The sequence below is a fragment of the Sphingomonas sp. EC-HK361 genome, from assembly GCF_902498785.1.
GTDB lineage: Bacteria > Pseudomonadota > Alphaproteobacteria > Sphingomonadales > Sphingomonadaceae > Sphingomonas.
Genome location: NZ_LR701493.1, coordinates 346588 through 360961 on the forward strand (window position 1 = coordinate 346588; position 14374 = coordinate 360961).

A 14374-nucleotide genomic window follows, 5' to 3' on the forward strand; every position below is an offset into this window, starting at 1 on the left:
AACGGCAAACGAAATGGGTGGGTAAGCCCGCGCTCTGGCGCGCAGCCCCTCACCTCGGCGTCAGGCCGGTGGTTCCCATAATTCGATCGGATTGCCTTCGGGATCGTGGACGCGCGCAAAGCGCCCCGTCTCCGGCGAATCCCATTCGGCACGGGTTTCGGCCGCGATGCCCGCCGCGGTCAGCCCCTCGAGCAATCGCGGCAGGTCGCTCACCCTGAGGTTGAGCATATACGCCTTGTCCGTCGGGAAATAATCGGTGGTCGCCTTGAAAGGCGCGAAGACGACGGGTCCGCCACCAGCGTTCCACGACCATTCGTCGATCGGACCGGTGCCGGTCGAATCGCATCCGCCGCCGATGCCGAGATGTTTCTTGTACCACGCCGAAAGAGCGTCGGGATCGCGCGACCGGAAGAACAGGCCGCCGATCCCGAGCACGGGCATCAGCGGGCGCCCATCCAGAAACCCACCGCATGGGCTGCATAGGCAGAACCGACCGACAGCCCGGTGCCGCCGATCACGATCAACATCGCGAGCCCCAGCTGCTTCAACCGATTGGGGCGCACTTCCTCATTACCCATGCCTTGTCCTCTCCATCGAGCTCGGCGCCGATTTTGGCGATTACCTGAGCGTGATAGGCATTGAGCCATGAAAGTTCGGCCGGCGTCAACAGCTTCGCCTCGATGAGGTCGCGCTCGATCGGCACGAAGGTCAGCGTCTCGAACCCGAGCATCGTCTCGTCTCCGCCGGGCATCGCGCGCTCCTCGACGAGAATCAGATTCTCGATCCGGATGCCGTATTCCCCCGCCTTGTAGTAGCCGGGTTCGTTCGAAAGGATCATGCCCGGCAGCAGCGGCTCGTTGGGTCCGCCGCCCGGATAGCTGGGCTTGGCGATCCGCGCCGGCCCCTCATGCACCGACAGATAGCTGCCGACACCGTGCCCGGTGCCGTGCGCGAAATCGAGCCCCGCCGCCCAGAGCGGCGCGCGGGTGATCGCGTCGAGCTGGCTGCCGACCGTCCCGCGCGGGAAGATCGCGGTCGCGAGTGCGATGTGCGCCTTCAGCACGCGGGTGAAGCGATCGCGCATTTCCGCGGTCGGCGCGCCGATCGGCACGACGCGGGTCACGTCGGTCGTGCCGTCGGCATATTGGCCACCGGAATCGACGAGATAGAGCTGGCCGGGCGCGAGCGCCGCGTTCGAATCCTCGGTCGAATGATAATGCGGCGACGCGCCGTGCGCGCCTGCGGCCGAAATGGTGTCGAACGAGGTGTCGATCAGCACCCCCGTCGCCTGCCGGCATTCCAGCAGCTTCTGCACCGCGCTCAGTTCGCTCTGTCCGCCCTTCGGCGCCTCGGTTTCGACCCAGCGCAGGAAGCGCGAGAGCGCGGCCCCGTCGCGCACGCTCGCCGCGCGGTGCCCCGCGATCTCGACCGCGTTCTTCGTCGCCTTCGGAACGACGACCGGGTCGCGCACCGCGAGCACCGTCGCGCCGCCCGCCTCCAGCCGTTCGAAGATCGCCGCGACCGCGCTCGCCGGATCGGCCGCGACCGTCTTGCCGTCAAAGTCGCCGAGCGCCGCCTCGAACGCCGCGCGATCGTGCACCCGCACCGCGTTGCCGAGATGCTTGGCGACCGCCTCGGTCATCTTTTCCGGTGCGACATACAGGTCTGCGGTGCCATCGCCGTGGACGATCGCATAGGATAGCGCGACCGGCGTGTGCGCAACATCGCCACCGCGCACGTTGAACGCCCAGGCGATCGAATCGAGTGCGGCGAGGACGACCGCATCGGCGCCCTGCTCGCCCAGCCACTCGCCGATCATCGCGCGCTTGTCCGCCGAGGAGCGCCCCGCGACGGCATCGGCCTGCACACTGAGCGTCGCGTCGGACGGCTGAGGCCGGTCGGGCCACACCGCATCGACCGGGTTGGTTTCGACCGCGACGAGCGTCGCGCCTTTCGCCGCGAGCGCTTTCGTTGCTTCCGTCACCCAGGCGCTGGTGTGCAGCCAGGGATCATAGCCAATCCGCGCGCCGGCGGGCGCGTGGCTCCCCAGCCAGCCCGACACGCTCGTCTCGGGCACGGCGACATACTGCCAGTCGTCGCCCGAGACCTGCTCGCGCACCTGGAGCGTGTAGCGTCCGTCGGTGAAGATCGCGGCCTCCGCCGGCAGCACCACCGCAGTCCCCGCCGATCCCTGAAACCCGGTCAGCCACGCCAGCCGCTGCGCATAGGCGCCGACATATTCGCTCATATGCTCGTCGGTCAGCGGCACGACGAAACCGTCGAGCCGATCGCGCGAAAGCTGATCGCGAAGCGCGGCGAGGCGGGCGGAATAGGTCGACATGAGCGCTGGTCCGGAACTGTTATGGCAGGGTTGGGCCCACCCATAACGCGCTTGGCGCGACCGCGCGACCGCGCGACCGCAGCGTTCAGCTCGTCGCTTCGCCAATCTCGGGCGTGGCAGGGCGGGTGCCGAAATGAACGCGGACGCCGTGAACGCTGTCGCTGGCGACCGCGCTGGATGCCGGTTCGGTCGTCACGGCAGCGCGCCCGGTGCCGCGGTGGATGGCGACTCCGAACGCCATATCCGCGGTCTTGCCCGCGGCAGCCGGCTGCGCATCCGTGCTGCCATAATGGACCTGCACCCCGAAGGCTGCGGCAACCGCCTCCCGCCCGACCGATGCCGGACTGGCGCCGATCACCGGCTCGACCCCGGCGTAGCGCTGCCCGTAGGACAGCGCGCTCTCCAGATTGCTGCGCCAGCGGTAGAAGACATGCGCCCCGATCGTCGCGACCCGCGCGAGGCTGGGCGCCCACCACGGCAGGATCGCCGTCGTGTGATAGGAGGTCGCCGAGCCGACCTCTGCGAAGACGCTGCCCGAAAGCGCCGCATCGGCGATACTGCGCGCCCGGTCCCACGCGCGGGGTTCGCGCGGGCGATAGAGCGATCCGTCGCAGGTAAAACTGAACTGGCAGCCGGTGCGCCGGTTCGATCCCTGATAGACGACGCCGCACACCGTGTTCGGAAAGGCGCGGTTGCGCACGCGGTTGAGCACGACCTGCGCCACCGCGCGCTGGCCATCGGGCGCTTCGGAACGCGCCTCGTAATAGACCGCCGCGGTCAGGCAGTCGCGCGCGCGCGCCGCGGCATCGGGCGTGTAGGTCGTCTCGACAAAGGGCGGCGCTGCCGGAAGCTGGCCTTGCGTGACGGCCGCTGCGGGCGACGACGGCGCTTCGGCGAGCGGGCCTTCGGGAACCGCCAGTCCGAGCTTCGTCAGCAGCAGCCGCGGGTCGCGGATCGGCTTGGCCGGCGGCACCGCCTGCGTCGCGACATCGGGCGCGGGCACGCACGATGCGCCAGCACTCAGCAGCGCCACGCCGAAGATCGCCCGAACCCACATCGCCTGTCAGAATCGCCCAAGAAAGAAGCGTCTGCCCTAGCGGCGATGCCTTTGCGTCCGGTTAAGACCGCTTCGAACATGCGCGCGCACGTCAATGGCTTTGACGTCGCGCGCGCCGCGGAGGATAGGCGGCGCATGACCGATCGCACCACGCCGCCCGTCGCCGCAACCCGCCCGCACAGCTTCACCGCGCACGGGGTCACGATCGACGATCCCTGGGCTTGGCTGAAGGACGCCGGCTATCCGGAGGTCACCGACACCGACGTGCTCGCCTATCTGGAGGCGGAGAACGCCTATTTCGACAGCGTGATGGCGCCGCACCAGCCGCTCGTCGACCGGCTCTATGAAGAGATGAAGGGCCGGATCAAGGAGGACGAATCCTCCGTGCCGCAAAAGGATGGCGACTGGCTCTACTGGACCGCATTCGAGACTGGCGGCGAGTATCGAAAATGGTGGCGCAAGCCTGTCCTGAGCGGAGTCGAAGAGCCCACAGCGGGCGGGGCGGACGAACTGCTGCTCGACGAACCGGCGCTGGCCGCGGGCCACGAATATTTTCGCCTCGGCGCGTTTGCGGTCAGCAACAACGGCCGGCTGCTCGCCTATGCGATCGACGACAACGGTTCGGAACGTTTCACCATCCGCGTGAAGAATCTGGAGAGCGGTGAGCATCTGCCCGAAATCATCCCCGGCGTGCTTTCCGATATCGTCTGGACCGCGGACGATAGCGGGTTCCTCTACGGCCTCGCCAACGCGCAGTGGCGCACCGACAATGCGCGGTTCCACCGGCTCGGCACGCCGGTCGAGAGCGATATCGAGCTGTTTCATGAGGCGGACGAAGGCTACCGCGTCGGTGTGTCGGAGACGAGCGACCGGCGGTGGATCATCCTCGCAACCGGCGATCACGTGACGAGCGAGGTCCGCCTGCTGCCCGCGACCGACCCGCTCGCCCAACCGATCCTCGTCGCCCCGCGCTTGCCCGGTCGCGAATATGACGTCGATGCGCACGGCGACACGCTGTTCATCCACACCAACGATACCGATCCGATGTGGCGGCTTTGCACCGCGCCGATTTCGGCGCCGGGGGACTGGTCCGAACTCATCGCCCCGAACCCGCATTTCTACATGACCGGAGTTGAGACCTATCGCGACTTCTTCGTCGTCGAGGGCCGCGAGGATGGTTTGGACCGGATCGCGATCCACCGTTACGACGCGCCGACCGTGCCCGAATGGATCGACTTTCCCGAGGCGAGCTACGCCGCGGGGCTTGGCGACAATCCCGAATATGACATGACCGTGCTCAGGCTCGGCTATGAATCGATGGTCACGCCGGGGACGGTCTACGACTACGACACCGCCACGCGGGCGATGACGACGCTGAAGGTGCAGGAAATCCCGTCGGGTTATGACGGCGGCCAATATGCGACCGAGCGGCTGAAGATCGCCGCGCGCGACGGCACGGAAATTCCGGTGTCGATCGTCTATCCGAAAGGCTTCCAGCGCGACGGGACGCGGCCTCTGTTCCTCTACGCTTACGGCGCTTATGGCCACGCGATCCCGCCGGGCTTCTCGACCGGGCGGCTGTCGCTGCTCGACCGCGGCTTCGCCTACGCCATCGCGCACATCCGCGGCGGCGATGACCTCGGCCAGGCCTGGTATCACGACGGCAAGCTGGAAAAGCGCGCCAACACGTTCAACGATTTCGTCGATGTGGCGAAGGGCTTGATCGCGGATCGCTGGACGGGCGCGGGTCGCATCGCGATCGCCGGGCGATCGGCGGGCGGCGAACTGATGGGCGCGGTCGTCAATTCCGACCCACACCTGTGGGGTGCGGTGATCGCCGACGTGCCGTTCGTCGATGTGCTCAACACGATGCTCGACGCCGACCTGCCGCTGACCCCGGGAGAGTGGCCCGAATGGGGCAACCCGATCGAGGACAAGGCCGCGTTCGATCTGATCCGCGACTACAGCCCCTATGACAATGTGAAGCCGCAAGCCTATCCGCCGCTCTTCATCTCGGGCGGGTTGAACGACCCGCGGGTGACCTATTGGGAGCCGGCGAAATGGGCGGCGAAGCTGCGCAGCGTGAAGACCGACGCCAACATCCTGCTGCTCAAGACCAACATGGGTGCCGGGCATGGCGGCAAGTCGGGCCGGTTCGAATCGCTGCGCGAGGGTGCCGAGGAACATGCGTTCGTGTTGTGGCAGCTGGGCGTGGAAAGCTGAGCGCCGCATGACGATCGAGGCGCTCGTCGCGCGTTACGGGCTCGCCGCGCTGTTTGCCGGCGCCGCGATCGAGGGGGAGACCGTCGTCGTCGCGGGCGGGCTCCTCGCGCACCAGGGCCTCTTCCCGCTGCCCGGCGCGATGATCGCCGCCGCGCTCGGCTCGTTCGCGGCCGACCAGGCGTGGTTCGCTGCCGGACGACGCTTTCGCGGGCACCGCTGGGTGAAGCGCGCGCAGGCGAAGAGCGCCTTCGCCAAGGCGCTGGGGATGCTGGAGCGGCACCCGATCGGCTTCATCTTCGCGTTCCGCTTCATCTACGGGTTTCGCACGGTCAGCCCGATCGCGATCGGCACGACGAAGGTGCGCGCGCGGACGTTCGTGCTGGTCAATGCGGTGTCGGCCGCCGTCTGGGGCGTCGTGTTCAGTGCGGTCGGCTATCTGTTCGGCAACGCGTTCGAGCGGTTCCTGGGCAAGCTGCACCCGCACGGCTGGACGCTGTGGTATATCGTCGGCGGTTTCGTGCTGCTTGGGCTGGCGATCGCGGGCGTGCACTGGTGGAGAACGCGCGAATGACCCGCTTCACCCGCAGCTTCACCGCCACCCCCGCGGACATCGACGAGCTAGGCCATGTCAACAATGCGGTCTGGGTGCGCTGGATCCAGGACCTGGCGACATCGCACTGGGCTGCGGTCGCGCCCGCCGAGCATCAGGCGGCGTTCATCTGGGTCGTGACGCGGCACGAGATCGATTACCGCGGCAATGTTCGTGAGGGCAAGACGGTGACCGGCGAGACATGGGTGCCGAGCGCCCCAAAGGGCGCCCGCTTCGACCGGCACGTTCGTTTCCTCGATGCGCACGGCCGCGTCGTGGTGGAGGCAGTGACGACCTGGGCACTGCTCGACCGCGCGAGCGGGCGCCTGTTGCGGGTCCGGCCGGAGATCGCGGCGCCGTTTCTGGAAACTAAATCCTCCCCTGCAAGGGGAGGTGGCAGCCCGCAGGGCTGACGGAGGGGTATCCCCGGTTGCAGTGATCGCGATCGCGATACCAGCGTCGACACCCCTCCGTCTCGCCGACGCGAGCCACCTCCCCTTGCAGGGGGGGGTCGCGTCAGAAGTTCACCCGACCCACGACCCCGAAATAGCGGTCCGCCTCGCGCGGGATGATATAGCGATAGCTGCCGCCCGGCCCGCCGCTGGTGATCGCCGAGGCGAAGCTCTGGTCGAGCAGGTTCTTGACCTGGAAGGTCACGCGGTAGCGGTCATCGGCATCGACGATACCGGCGGAGAGATCGACCAGCCCATAGGCGCGGATCGTGGTCGCCTGCCGGATCGCGGCCGAGGCATCGAGCTGCGAAATCTGCTTCGATTGATAGGACCCTTGCGCGCCCAGCTGGAAATCGACCGCCCCGCCGGTGCGGATGCGGTAGTCCGCCGACAGCAACCCCTTCCACTTGGGGGCGTAGGGCAGTTGCGTGCCCGATGGGACCACGCCCGTCGTCACGCCGTTGGTCGGCACCTTGAACTGGTCGATATGCGCGTCGGTATAGGCGAGCCCGCCGTTGAAACTCAGATCGCGGATCGGCTGATACAGCAGATCGAGTTCGGCACCGCGGGTCGAGATTTCGCCCGCATTGGTGAAGCGCGTGACGAGCACGCCCGCAACGATGTCCGGGTTGTTCGCCTGGAAGTTGTGATATTTGGCGTAATAGCCGGCCAGATTGACGACAAGCTTGCCGCCGAACAGCGTATTCTTCAGCCCGGCCTCATAGCTATCGGCCGTCTCCGGATCGATGACGTTGGTGCCGGTTGCAGTCAGATTGTAGAAGATATTGAACGCCGGCCCCTTATAGCCGCGTGAATAGGTGGCGTAGGCCGTCGATTGCTTCACGATATCGAATTGCAGGCCAGCCTTGCCCGACCAATTGTCGTTGGTCGTCTTGCCGCGAAACGGGCCAAAACTTGGCTGGATGCCCGGGCCGGCCAGCGTCGTCACGCGGCTGTGGAACACGTCCAGCTGATCGGTGGTGTAGCGGATGCCGGCGATGCCGCGGAAGCGATCAGTGAAGTTGAGCGTCGACTGCCCGAACAGCGCGAAATTCTTGAAGGTCGATCCGAACACCGCGGTGCCAGTCGGACGGGTGATCGTCGTCCCGGTGGTCGAGCACGGCGTCAGGACCGTGGGCGTCGGGGTGAGGGTGCAGGCCACATCGTTTCGGGTAAAGCTGCGCTCGGTATAGGCACGCGAGTAATAGGCGCCCAGCACATAGCTGAAGAACTGGTTCGCAGGGCTGGTGATCCGCAGCTCCTGCGTCAGCGTGTCGCTGGTCTGCGGTCCGAAATCGTGAAGCTCGTTCGCCTGGACATAGGGTTGCGGCAGCCAGTCGCCGTCGCGGATCTCTGTGTTGTCATATTCGCGGTAGCTGCCGATATAGGTCACCGTCTGTGTGCCCAGCGTCCAGTCCGCCTGGAGTGACGCACCCCAGCTTTTCTCATCGGTGTGGGTGATGAGGTTCTGGTTCACCGTGCGCGATTCGTTGCCCCGAATGTCCGGCAGGACGCTCGCGGTCAGATTGGCGGGCGTCGTCCCGATGATCTCCGCGCAGCAATTATCGTCGCTCTTGCGGTAGTCCGCGATCAGCGTGAGGGTCAGATCCGGGGTGGGATCGGCGACGATCATGCCGCGCACGCCCCAATGATCGTAGCCGTTCACTCGCTTGCCGTCATAGGCCAGGTTCTTGATATTGCCGTCGTAATTTCCGTAGAAACCCGTCACGCGCGCGGCGATATGCTCGGCGAAGGGCAGGTCGATCGCGCCGCGGACGCGGTATTCGTTGCCGTTGTCGAAATAATAGGCGCCCTCCAGATAGCCGCCGAAGTCCTTGCCGGGACGCTTCGTCACGATGTTGATGACGCCGGCCGACGTGTTCTTGCCGAACAGCGTGCCCTGCGGCCCGCGCAAGACCTCGATCCGGTCGACGTCGATCAGGTCGCTGAACGCCTCGCCCGCACGGCTGTAGACGACGCCGTCGACGACCGTGGAGATCGATGGCTCGCCCGCGATCGAAAAGGTCGAGGTGCCGACCCCGCGCAGGAACAGCGACTGGTTGATCGCAGTGCCGCTTTTCCGGAAGTTGAGCGTGGGGACGAGATACTGCGCGCCCTCGAGATTCACCGCGCCCTTCGCGGCGAGCGCATCGCCCGAGATGACCGACACCGCGACCGGCACGTCCTGCAACCGCTCCGACCGCTTCTGCGCGGTGACGACGATGTCGCCGGGCGCCGCCTCGGCTGTGTCGGTCGGAACCGCGGCCTGCGCGTCGGCGGCCGGCGTCTGTGTTCCCGCGGTGCCGGCGTCCTGCGCAAAAGCGGGGGCACTGCCCAGTGCAATCAGCGCGGCACCTGCCATCAGATAGGATTTCATTGCGTTCCTCCTCCCTATTCCCACTTCATCGGTGGGATATTCCTGTCATGCCCGCCGTGTCGCCCGCGGTTCGGCTTTGGGGGCGCAAAGCCCCGCTTCGTCAGAATCCCAGTTCGCTCATTTCGACGACGCGCTTCTCGCGCGCGCTGATCTCGGCCGCGGTGCCGATCGCCACCGCCATCAGCCCGTCGCGCGCGGTAACCTCGACCGCGCCCTCCCCGCGCACCGCAGCGTTGAAGCGCTGATGCTCGTAGAAGGTCGATCCGTGATGGCTGCCGGCATCGAGCGCGGCCTGATCGACCTCCACCACATGGCGTTCCGCACGCTTGGGCTGGCGGAAGCCGACGCGGGGCGAATAGACGATCGCGCCTTCGGGGATCAGCACGTCGAGCCGCGCGTCGCTGCCGACCGCGGTGATCTCCTCCTGATTCTCGGCGCCGTCGGCGAACATCGACAGATCGAGCATCGCGCGGACGCCATTGGCGAAATCGACGGTCGTGAAGCTGTTGTCGATGATGTCGGGCTGCACCCCGTCATACGCCTCGTCGAGATGGTTCACGTCCATCGCGCCCGAGCAATACACCCGCACCGCCTCGCTTTTCGTGATGAGCCGCATGAGATCGAAGAAATGGCAGCATTTCTCGACCATCGTGCCGCCGGTGTTCGCGCTGAAGCGGTTCCAGTCGCCGACCTTGGGCAGGAAGGGAAAGCGGTGCTCGCGGATCGACAGCATCTGAAGCCGTCCGATCTTGCCGCCATGCACGCCCGCTATGAACTCGGCCGCGGGCGGCATGTAGCGATATTCCATCGCGGTCCAGAACGGGCGACCACTCTTCTCCGCCTGCTCGACGATCCAGCGCGCATCGGGGATCGTCGTCGCGAGCGGCTTCTCGCACAGGATCGCGAGGCCTTCGCCGAACAGCGGCGCGAGGACGTCGCGATGGGTATGGTTGGGACTGGCGACGATCACCGCATCGACCAGCCCGCTCTTTGCGAGTGCCGCCGAATCGGTGAACGCCTGCACGCCGTCCGCCCGGTCGCCGAGCGCGCCTCTTGCCCAACCCAGCGATGCCTCGACCGGATCGGCGATCGCGGTCACCACCGCGCCCGGCGTGATCGCCAGGTTGTTGAGGTGCTCCACCCCCATCATCCCGGTGCCCACCAGGCCGTAACGGACTTGCTCTCCCAACGATCCTGTCCTTATATGACAACGATGTCTGAAATCGCTCTATCGCCCGATTCGAGGCCGCTCGGCAAGAGCGGAATCATGGTGTCACCGATTGCGTGGGGGATGTGGCGCTTCGCCGGCCGTTCCGCGGACGAGGCCCGCGCGCTGATCGAGGCGGCGTTTGCCGCCGGGATCACGCTGTTCGATACCGCCGACATCTACGGTTTCGACGGGGAGGGCGGATTCGGCGATGCCGAGTTGCTGCTGGGCGAGGTTTTTGCTGCGACACCGGGCCTGCGCGACCGCATGGTACTGGCGACCAAGGGCGGGATCACCCCGCCGGTGCCTTACGACTCGAGCCGCGAGTATCTGATGCGCGCGCTCGACAATTCGCTGCGCCGGATGCGCGTCGAGCAGGTCGATCTCTACCAGATCCACCGCCCCGACATCCTCGCACATCCGCAGGAGGTCGCCCGCGCGCTCGACGACATGGTCGCCAGCGGCAAGGTGAAGGCGGTCGGCGTGTCGAATTACTCGGTCGATCAGACGCGCACGCTCGCGAGCTTTCTCACCGTGCCGCTCGTCAGCCAGCAGCCCGAATTCTCGGCGCTGTTCACCGAGCCGATGACGAACGGCCTGTTCGACCAGGCGATGAAGCACGATGTCGCGATCCTCGCCTGGTCGCCGCTTGGCGGCGGGCGGATCGCCGATCCGGGCACCGCGCAGGAGCGCGCGGTCGCCGCTGCACTGGATGCCAAGGCCGAGGAAGCGGGTGTGAGCCGCACGGCCGCCGCCTATGCCTGGATCATGGCGCATCCGGTCCGCGCGATTCCGATCGTCGGCACCCAGAACGCGCAGCGGATCGCGGAGATCGGTGACGTCTTCAAGGTGAAGTGGACGCGCACCGAATGGTATGACGTGCTCGTCGCGTCGCGGGGGGAGAAATTGCCGTGAGCGATGGCACGAGGGGATGCGAGATCAGCTGGTTCTCGGCGCTGTGCGACGACGATTACGAGTTTCTGGGGCAACCGGACCCGATGCTCGCGTCGAGCTGGGAGCATTGCCGCGACATCGTGATGCAGGCCGAAACCGGCGGGTTCGACAACATCCTGCTCCCCTCCGGCTATGCGCTGGGCATCGACACCACCGCCTTTGCCGCCGCGATCGCGACGCTGACGCGGCGGATCAACCTGCTGATGGCGGTGCGAATCGGCGAGAGCTGGCCGCCCCAGCTCGCCCGCCAGATCGCTACCATTGATCGGATGACGGGCGGCGGCAGGCTGAAGATCAACATCATCTCCTCCGACCTGCCCGGCGAGACGATGCCGTCCGCCCCGCGCTATGCCCGCACGGTCGAGGCGATGGCGATCCTGAAGGACATGCTGAACGGGAAGGCGATCGATCATCAGGGCGAATTCTGGCAGCTGAAGCTCGATCCACCACGCGTCACGACCGTCTCCGGCAGGGCACCGCTCCTCTATTTCGGCGGGCTCTCCCCCGATGCGCGCGAGGCTGCGGCCAAGGGCTGCGATGTGTTCCTGATGTGGCCCGACAAGTGCGAGACGATCGCCGCGATCATGGCCGACATGGACGAACGCGCCGCCAGATACGGCCGCAAGCTCCGCTATGGCTACCGCGCGCACGTCATCGTCCGCGAGACGGAGGCCGAAGCCCGCACCTACGCCGACCGCCTGCTGTCGAAGCTCGACGCCGATCAGGGTGCCGCCATCCGCGCCAAGTCGCTCGATTCGACGAGCGTCGGCGTCGCCGCGCAGGCGGCGCTGCGCGAGGGTGCGTCGGACGACGGCTATGCCGAGGAAAATCTGTGGACCGGCGTCGGCCGTGCACGCTCCGGCTGCGGCGCGGCGATCGTCGGCGATCCCGATCAGGTGCTCGCGAAACTGCGCATGTATCAGGACATGGGGATCGAGGCGTTCATCCTCTCCGGCTACCCCCACGCCGCCGAAGCCGATCTGTTTGCGCGCCATGTGCTGCCGAACATCGACCACGCGCCACTCTGACGCTAACACCCTGCGCATGGCGGACCGCGAACCCACTTCCCCTCTCGTCGTCGGCATCGGCGGCACGATCGGCGGCATCTCCTCCACCGAGCGCGCGCTGCGCATCGCGCTCGACGGCGCTGCGAAGGAGGGGTTCCGCACGCGGCTGTTCGGCGGCGCGGACATGGCGCGCCTGCCGCTTTATGATCCGCGCGCAACGACTCGGACGGCGGACGAGCGCGCCTTCGTCGATGCGGTGCGCGAGGCGTCCGCGATCATCATCGCGTCGCCCGGCTATCACGGCAGCATTTCCGGCGTGGTGAAGAACGCGCTCGATCTGCTGGAAGAAACCGCGCGCGACGAACGCCGCGCCTATCTCGCCGACATGCCGGTCGGGCTGATCGCCACCGCCTATGGCTGGCAGGCGACCGGTTCGACGATCGCGGCGCTCAGATCAATCGTCCACGCGCTGCGCGGATGGCCAACGCCGTTCGCCGCCGCGATCAACACCCAGATCACCAAGTTCGACGACGATGGCGGCGCCAGCGACCCGGCGGTCGTCGAGCAGCTCCGGCTGATCGGCCGGCAAGTCGCGCGCTTCGCACCGCTGGCGGCCGCCAATGCTTGATCGTCGCGCAGCGCTTGCCACGATCGGCTTCGGCACCGCCGGGATCGCGGCGACGGGGTGGGCGGCGGGCGACGGCGGGGTCGATCTCGGCTTTGCGGGCGGACGCCGCGCCCTGACGCGTGCATTTCCCGGCAAGGCTGAGATGATCCTCCAGCGGATGCGCGCGCCGCTGCTCGAAACGCCGATGACCGCGCTCGACGGGCAGGTGTTCACCCCCAACGACCGCTTCTTCGTGCGCTGGCATTATTCGGACATCCCGACCGCGGTCGATCCGGCGACATTCCGCCTCCGCGTCGGCGGCGCGGTGAAGCGCCCGCTCGCGATCCCGCTCGGTGAACTGCTGAAACTCCCGCGCGTCGAGATGGCGGCCGTGAACCAGTGTTCGGGCAATTCCCGCGGATTCTTTACCCCGCGCGTGCCCGGGGCGCAGTGGGGCAACGGCGCGATCGGCAACGCGAAATGGACCGGCGTCCGGCTGAAGGACGTGCTCGATCTCGCCGGGGTCGCGCCCGGCGCGCGGCAGGTCCGCGTGTCCGGCCTCGATCGCCCGCCCCCCGACGCGCCGTGGTTCGCGAAGGCGCTCGAGATCGACCACGCCCGCGACGGCGAGGTCATGATCGCCTTTGCGATGAACGATGCGCCGCTGCCGCTGCTCAACGGCTTCCCGATCCGCCTCATCGTGCCCGGCTGGTTCTCGACATATTGGGTCAAGGCGCTCGACCGGATCGAGGTGCTGAGCGCGCCCGACACCGGCTTCTGGATGGAAAAGGCGTATCGCATTCCGGCGACGCCGGGCGCGAACGTGGCGCCGGGCGCCAAGGATTTCCCGACCGTCCCGATCAACCGAATGGTCCCGCGCGCCTTCTTCACCAACGTCGCCGACACCGCGGCGACGACCGCGAGCAAGCCGCTTTACGTCCGCGGGCTTGCGATGGGCGGAGCGAGCGCGGTCGCCAGGGTCGACCTGTCCATGGATGCTGGCGCGAGCTGGCACGCCGCGCGTCTCGGCCGCGACGAGGGGCGCTACGGCTTCCGGCTGTGGGAGGCGACGCTGCCCCCGCTCGCGCGCGGCGGCTACCGCCTGTGGGTCCGCTGCACCAATGCGGACCGGGAGGCCCAGCCGATGCAGCCGACGTGGAATCCGGGCGGCTTCATGCGCAATCCCGCCGAATCGATCGCGGTGCGCGTCGCATGAGGCTGCTTCTCACCGCTCTAGCGCTCCTGCCGCTCGCTGCCTGCGGCCAGGGCAACGAAGCACCCGCGAACACGACGGCACCGCAGTTCGCCGCGGCATCCATCTCGCTGCCGACCGACGAGCCGACGCTGCCCGCGGGGCCTGCGGGTGAGTTGCTCACCAACAGCTGCACTGCCTGCCACTCGCCGGACTTCCTGATGGCGCAGCCGCCGCTCAAGCCCGAGACATGGAAGGCCGAGGTCACCAAGATGCGCAGCGTCTATCACGCGAGCATCGCTCCGTCCGACGACGAGAAGATCGTCGCCGCGCTGGTCGATCTTCAGAAGCAGCCCCGGCCATAGGAC

At 67.2% G+C, this 14374-nt stretch carries 14 protein-coding genes; 8 read left to right on the top strand and 6 right to left on the bottom strand.

What is annotated here, in order from left to right:
• Positions 1–60 precede the first annotated feature (60 nt).
• The 4 genes from BOS5A_RS03080 to BOS5A_RS03095 form a co-directional block, all read right to left on the bottom strand.
• Complete coding sequence (locus tag BOS5A_RS03080; RefSeq protein ID WP_199857183.1) at positions 61–441, bottom strand: VOC family protein; 381 nt, start codon at positions 439–441, stop codon at positions 61–63.
• Positions 441–578, bottom strand: a complete 138-nt coding sequence (locus tag BOS5A_RS03085; protein WP_199857184.1) for a hypothetical protein — start codon at positions 576–578, stop codon at positions 441–443. The genes BOS5A_RS03080 and BOS5A_RS03085 overlap by 1 nt, the downstream gene beginning before the upstream one ends.
• On the bottom strand, positions 545–2341 hold the full coding sequence (locus BOS5A_RS03090; protein WP_151953747.1) for an aminopeptidase P family protein: 1797 nt from the start codon (positions 2339–2341) through the stop codon (positions 545–547). Before BOS5A_RS03090 ends, BOS5A_RS03085 begins: the two co-directional genes overlap by 34 nt.
• An 85-nt stretch (positions 2342–2426) precedes the next feature.
• Positions 2427–3398: a cell wall hydrolase gene (locus BOS5A_RS03095; RefSeq protein ID WP_151953748.1), complete on the bottom strand. Its 972-nt coding sequence runs from the start codon at positions 3396–3398 to the stop codon at positions 2427–2429.
• Between the two features lie 135 nt (positions 3399–3533).
• On the opposite strand from BOS5A_RS03095, the gene BOS5A_RS03100 reads away from it, so the two are divergent.
• From BOS5A_RS03100 to BOS5A_RS03110, 3 genes are read left to right on the top strand one after another with little or no spacing between them, the layout of a single operon-like run.
• Positions 3534–5621: a S9 family peptidase gene (locus BOS5A_RS03100; RefSeq protein ID WP_151953749.1), complete on the top strand. Its 2088-nt coding sequence runs from the start codon at positions 3534–3536 to the stop codon at positions 5619–5621.
• Positions 5622–5628: 7 nt separating this feature from the next.
• Positions 5629–6192 (top strand): DedA family protein, encoded by a 564-nt coding sequence (locus tag BOS5A_RS03105; RefSeq protein WP_151953750.1) that lies wholly within the window; start codon positions 5629–5631, stop codon positions 6190–6192.
• The gene (locus tag BOS5A_RS03110) at positions 6189–6623 is read left to right on the top strand and encodes an acyl-CoA thioesterase (protein ID WP_199857185.1); all 435 of its coding nucleotides are present in this window, start codon (positions 6189–6191) and stop codon (positions 6621–6623) included. Before BOS5A_RS03105 ends, BOS5A_RS03110 begins: the two co-directional genes overlap by 4 nt.
• A 103-nt stretch (positions 6624–6726) precedes the next feature.
• On the opposite strand, the gene BOS5A_RS03115 is transcribed toward BOS5A_RS03110, so the two are convergent.
• A complete protein-coding gene (locus BOS5A_RS03115) occupies positions 6727–9039 on the bottom strand; it encodes a TonB-dependent receptor (protein ID WP_151953751.1) in 2313 nt (770 codons plus the stop codon).
• Between the two features lie 100 nt (positions 9040–9139).
• Positions 9140–10228, bottom strand: a complete 1089-nt coding sequence (locus BOS5A_RS03120) for a Gfo/Idh/MocA family protein (RefSeq protein WP_151953752.1) — start codon at positions 10226–10228, stop codon at positions 9140–9142.
• 24 nt (positions 10229–10252) lie between these two features.
• Between BOS5A_RS03120 and BOS5A_RS03125 the strand changes: the two genes are divergently transcribed.
• From BOS5A_RS03125 to BOS5A_RS03145, 5 genes are read left to right on the top strand one after another with little or no spacing between them, the layout of a single operon-like run.
• Positions 10253–11161, top strand: a complete 909-nt coding sequence (locus tag BOS5A_RS03125; RefSeq protein WP_151953753.1) for an aldo/keto reductase — start codon at positions 10253–10255, stop codon at positions 11159–11161.
• Positions 11158–12228 (top strand): LLM class flavin-dependent oxidoreductase, encoded by a 1071-nt coding sequence (locus BOS5A_RS03130; RefSeq protein ID WP_151953754.1) that lies wholly within the window; start codon positions 11158–11160, stop codon positions 12226–12228. Before BOS5A_RS03125 ends, BOS5A_RS03130 begins: the two co-directional genes overlap by 4 nt.
• 16 nt (positions 12229–12244) lie before the next feature.
• Positions 12245–12835 (top strand): NADPH-dependent FMN reductase, encoded by a 591-nt coding sequence (locus BOS5A_RS03135; protein ID WP_151953755.1) that lies wholly within the window; start codon positions 12245–12247, stop codon positions 12833–12835.
• Positions 12828–14030 (top strand): molybdopterin-dependent oxidoreductase, encoded by a 1203-nt coding sequence (locus BOS5A_RS03140; RefSeq protein ID WP_151953756.1) that lies wholly within the window; start codon positions 12828–12830, stop codon positions 14028–14030. The genes BOS5A_RS03135 and BOS5A_RS03140 overlap by 8 nt, the downstream gene beginning before the upstream one ends.
• Complete coding sequence (locus tag BOS5A_RS03145) at positions 14027–14371, top strand: cytochrome C nitrite reductase (protein WP_151953757.1); 345 nt, start codon at positions 14027–14029, stop codon at positions 14369–14371. Before BOS5A_RS03140 ends, BOS5A_RS03145 begins: the two co-directional genes overlap by 4 nt.
• The last annotated feature ends 3 nt before the right edge of the window (positions 14372–14374 follow it).